The organism is Paenibacillus sp. J2L1-98 (genome assembly GCF_056269405.1).
Genome location: NZ_JBWDNW010000052.1, coordinates 1 through 5,238, shown reverse-complemented (window position 1 = coordinate 5,238; position 5,238 = coordinate 1). Strand labels below are relative to the sequence as shown.

Sequence of the window (5,238 nt, the reverse complement as noted above, 5' to 3'; positions counted from 1 at the left end):
TACTAGTTGAACTAAAGTTCTTCGTTAGCTGAACATAATACTGTTCTTATTAAAATACTTTTTAACGTCCTCGGTAAATCCGTAATCCTCAATCCATTCGAAAATTTCATCTTCTAATTTTTGTATTTCTTCCTTTTCGATCTCATCTTCTGAGTAAAGGTAAATATCATCCAAACGCCCTATAGCTTGAAAAAGATTGCTTTCCTTTTCATTGGACTCCTTTATTCCTTCATCAGTATCCCTAAGACTGAATTCATCATGTAGACGGTTTAACTGGTGTGCGCCCTTTTGTAGAAAATACATCGCCATAAGCAATCTGCGTTTTTCTTCATCCGTCATTTGGTTGTATTTCACATTATTCGCCTCCATTACGACAGCCGATTTGTACCATTATTGACATAGGAGTATTAAACTAATCTGCCCGTTAGTGTAATGAAAAAGGAGCATCTGCGGATCGCAAACTGCTCCATGGTGGTTGAACTATCGTACCCGTTAGCGTAATGAATCATGCTGTGTATGGCTTTAAGCGTTATCAAGTTGTACTCTTCTTAATTGATACTCAATTGGCACTTCATTATAAAAAAAGAATGATTCAAAAACCCTTATTGCATCCTTATAAGTTAAGATTTCATTCCTCTGAAGTGTTATTGCACCACCGCTATAATTAATTGAAGTAAGTGATTTGTCTTCTCTTTCTTTACCTAAACAGTAGTGATTATAAGAATTATTATTTGAAAGCCTAAATTCAATATCATCCTTAATTTCGCTCCTGCACACTGAACGAAAGTATCATTGTCTTTTGAAAGAGTACAAAATGAATTAGTTCTTGGGTGAATATTTAATAAGTAGTCATTAATGAAATTAATGTTTTTCCATCTTTCTCGTATTGAAAGTATAGATTCATTTTTTGTCCACCATCTTTCCGAATATCGCAGATAACGTCATTTTCAATCTACGCAAGTTGTAGTATTCGCGAAGTGATTAAACTATCCTCCCGTTACTTCAATGAAAACAGGGAGCAGTACCTCGGTGGTGTTGCTCCCTGTTTTCATTGAACTATCGTACCCGTTAGCTCAATGATTGTCTGAAAGAATTATCTGTGTTTTGGTGCTTGGTCGTGGGTTTATCGGGATTGATTGATAATCTCCTGTCGTTCTAATATCCTCAGGTGGTAACGCAATCTGTACATCATAAATGCCGGGCTTGCTATAGTTATTAGCAATGAAAATCCACTTATCTTCGACGACTTGACCAGGCTCCAATTTAGACTTACCTAGATCAGCTGTGCAATCTCCGTATGGTTTTATTGCCAATCTTGTAGTTGATTCCTGGTGAACAATATTAACAACCGCATGGTTAGGACAACTAGAGCTTCCGGAAACATAGGTTAAAGCCTCTTTTCCCCGATTCGTCAAGGTTGTGAAAACTTCAATTTCTTCATTCATTCCAAAGTGGTTATTACTCAGCTTGATTTCATACGCTAGGTCCCCAATTGTTTCCTGATGTAGAATTGGACCTGATTCTTCTATTTCCTTAGAACATCCCGTAGCAAAAACAATACTGAATACAAGTACAAGAAATACTTTCTTCAAAACCATCTTCCTCCCGCTGTATTAGTGCTGCATTATAGACGCGTTTTGAGAGGAAAAAGTTGAATCGACGAGTGAGGAATTACTGGAACTAGTCTGTCCGATGACGTACCTGTCTAATACTTTTTCTTTGGTTTTGATGTCCACAATCTGTCTACAATTTTAGGACACAGAAAAACCCAGCCCTCATTCGAACTGGGTTGGTGGAGGCGAAACGTGGCTGCAAAACCACAATTCGCCGTAGGTTCATCTCGTAAAGGCATCCAGCATCTTTGCTGCTTCCGCTCGAGTTAGCTTATTCTGGGGCCTGAAAGTACGATCACTATAACCGTTCACCCATCCATAATACCTTAATTTCATCACATAAGGTAAACCCCATTCCGGAATATACTTGTCTTCGACTGGCTGAAAAGCATCCAGCGGTTGGGGTAGACGACTAAGTTGCGGTGTCCGCCCCATCATGGCCACCGCTTCTAATCGGGTGATCGTTCTTTCCGGAAAAAAATGTTTCTCCCCGTTCATTTCCTCACCTTCGACCCATCCCTCTGCTACCGCACGATCGATATACGGTTTAGCCCATGAATCAACCGCCACATCTGCAAAATTAGAATTCTCCGCATGATCTTTTGTATCGGCTGCAACAACCAACATCTTCACAAATTCCTGTCGCGTAATAGGTGAGTTTGGCATAAAGCCCCCTTCAGTACGCCCCTTAAGAATTCCCATGTGAAACATTCTTTCGATATAAACATGTGCCCAAAGGGATTTAGGCACGTCTGAAAAGGCATTAATACGATCGATTAAAATTTCTCGTGTAATGATCCTAGAATTGGCTGATCCTTTTTTTCTAACATGAAAAATCAATTGATGCAGTCCTTCAGGCAATTCCATGTGATTGAGAAGAATGTTAACCCTGTTGCTGTTCCAAGACTCGATCGGAAATGGCTGCTCTCCTATACCTTCCATTTCAATCTCTACTTTGTCCCCCACTTCTACCGCAATAACCATAGGCTGAGCCATGTTTGGATGTGAGTCTAACGAAATGATTCGAAACATGGGCAGTTCTACATCCGACACTGACAAATCCGGTCCATTAACAGCTATTTGAATCGGATATTTGCTACTTACCCGATGATTATTCGTAAGGTACTCCGTAATTAGATCATACTCTCCGGATGTTAATATGGAAACATTCACGGGCCCTTGAACAGGACCCCCTTGGTACAAAACATTCCCGTCCTTACTATCCTTTAACGAAATATAAAAGTCATTGGTTACATCTACATGAAGTGGCGTTAATGTAAGAATTCCCGGCTCTGCATGAATTTTAATGATACTGGTTGCTGCAGGTTTCGTTTGGGGATTAAACAAATTCAAGATAACATTATTAAAATATGGAATATCTAAAGTTTTAAGTGTAACGGAGGTATCGATCGAATAGTCGATACCATTCCTATCATTGATCAAATGTCCTTTAGAGTTTAGTCTCATTGTGTAGGTTTCATTACGTTTTAACGGTGTGTACATCGCCCCCATACTTAAGTTCAACGTTATTTGATTATCTTTTAAATCTGGGATACAGGATCCGCCACAATACCACCACACCACCTTATTCCCCTGACTATCAACTACTGCTATGAAATCAGAATAGTCGTCAATATCATGATCGAAAGTTAGCACGAGCCGTTTTGCCCCGCGATCTATATGGCCTCCGAAAGGAACATTAGTAAATACACCATTTTCATAGGTTTCCATTTTCACTAAATGCAGCGGTAGCGTATTTGATGTTTCACTTTCTGCATAAACTTTGCTCTTTGGAGATAATGAAGCAATCAAAAATATGGTAAATAAAACCGATAGAAAGACAAAAATCCTACGTTCACTACTCATGCTGTCTTTGGATCCCTTCTGTTAATAGATTGAGTATATTATATCATCGTTCCAGTCCCTATTGACTACTTTCTCCTACTCACCCGCTTTTGTGAAATGACACCAATACAGTAGCTATGTAGAAAAGGTGATCGTCTAGTAAGAGTATGTGAAGCTCATAATGAAGATTTACAAGCTTATTTTCTATAAGATTAACATCCCCATAAATTGGTATGCTTTTCGTTTACATACAAAAAATGGGTTTCTAGAGCAAAGAGGCTACCGCGCGGCAGCCTCTTTGCATTCAACTCCCTGGTACGATATAATTTTCTCACGAATGCTCGCTTATTCGCAGGATTTCGCCCTGTTGGTAAGGGGTGAAAGATTAGACGGGGAACTCCGTGTTAGACTTCGGCAACATGAAGGCGCACGGGAATAAAGGGAGAGCACAGCTGCCCTAAATAATTCCATTTACTGCACGCTTTCTCCACGCCGCCCCTGGAGGTTCTCACTCCCATGTCTCAACGGGTCATTGCCCTTTCATTCCTTCGTTACGCCTGTCCAAGGGGTGGAGGCCGGTCTTGCTATCGTTACGGGTCTGCGCCCTTTGGTTCAATGTATCCGGTACTCCGTGCTTTCTTTGAAATCCTGCGAATAAGTCAAAATTCGTACAACGAAACGGTAAAATATAGATTAAGCTGCTAGCTGAATAGGCAACGTTTTAGGAGGGTTATAAGCTTCGCCGCTGCGAGCCATTCCGGCTAAAATTCTGGCTAATTTGCCACACAGCTTCATAATGGACCTCATTTTCTTCATCTTCTTTATCTGTACATTGTAGGCATGCATAGCTTTAAACTCCGGATTGTTCGCGACTAAACTCATCGTCATCATGAAGATGAAACGTCGGAGACGAGAGCGTCCACGTTTGCTAATCTTCATCTGTCCGGTCCATTTACCTGAGCTTGCTTCTGCAAGGTTGAGACCAGCATGACGCAGTAAGGCATTACCATGAACAAAACCGCTTAAATCGCCCGCCTCACCTAGAATACCGGCTAACGAAATGGCACTAATCCCTTTGACAGCAAGCATGGACCCCACAAATGGAATGCGTTCCAAAACGGCGATAATCTCTGTTTCTACCGTTTGCAATTGCAGGCAAGCAAGATCGTACTCATCGAGCAGCTGCTTCAGGTGGAGCTTATAGGCATGTGTGGCTTGCTTAGAACCCACAGATCTGCAAGCCAATGAGATAAGAGCTCGAGCTTTTCGATCACCCGAATGCCGTTTCATAAGCGACTTCCAGCCTCGTAAGATATCTTGAGGCTGTAATTTACACAATTCTTCGGGCGTTGGGAAAAGACGAAGTGTGGCCAATGAACCGATACACATAATGTTTTTGAAAACTTGTCGCAGTTCAGGGAAAACAACGTCGACCCAGCGATGGATTTGGTTCTTCGCACTAATGAGTCTCGTTACGACAGAGTCGCGGTTTGAGAGAAAGACACGTAGTTCTTCAAATGCTTCTGGTGTGTTGCGAGTGAATGAGTAGTAGCCGTTTTTAACCATGTCTGCGATAACGAGAGCATCCTTTTTGTCACTTTTGGATGGCGTATTGTCGCGGTTCTCCTTATTCTTTTTTACGAGATGTGGATTGACTAGAACAACTTCAAACTGACGATTTGAGAGCCACTTGGATAGGTTAAGCCAGTAGTGTCCGGTAGGCTCCATGCCAACAATGGCTGCCGTTAAAGTGTGAGCGGTTTGCAGCGACTGGATCCAC

Annotated in this window: 4 protein-coding genes; all 4 read right to left on the bottom strand. The window is 41.4% G+C overall.

What is annotated here, in order from left to right; translation table 11 throughout:
* Positions 1 to 24: 24 nt before the first annotated feature.
* Complete coding sequence (locus tag AC0YNZ_RS31235) at positions 25 to 354, bottom strand: hypothetical protein (RefSeq protein WP_475830255.1); 330 nt, start codon at positions 352 to 354, stop codon at positions 25 to 27.
* A gap of 719 nt (positions 355 to 1,073) precedes the next feature.
* Positions 1,074 to 1,592, bottom strand: coding sequence for a hypothetical protein (locus tag AC0YNZ_RS31230; RefSeq protein ID WP_475830254.1), 519 nt, complete (start codon positions 1,590 to 1,592; stop codon positions 1,074 to 1,076).
* Positions 1,593 to 1,835: 243 nt separating this feature from the next.
* Positions 1,836 to 3,479, bottom strand: coding sequence for an S-layer homology domain-containing protein (locus tag AC0YNZ_RS31225; protein ID WP_475830253.1), 1,644 nt, complete (start codon positions 3,477 to 3,479; stop codon positions 1,836 to 1,838).
* Between the two features lie 672 nt (positions 3,480 to 4,151).
* Positions 4,152 to 5,238, bottom strand: a 1,087-nt coding sequence (locus AC0YNZ_RS31220) for an IS110 family RNA-guided transposase (RefSeq protein WP_475830252.1), incomplete at its 5' end; no start/stop codon positions are given.

Bases quoted from the DNA above. Each gene is read 5' to 3' on its own strand.
- AC0YNZ_RS31225 (WP_475830253.1), bottom strand. From the start codon at position 3,479: ATGAGTAGTGAACGTAGGATTTTTGTCTTTCTATCGGTTTTATTTACC.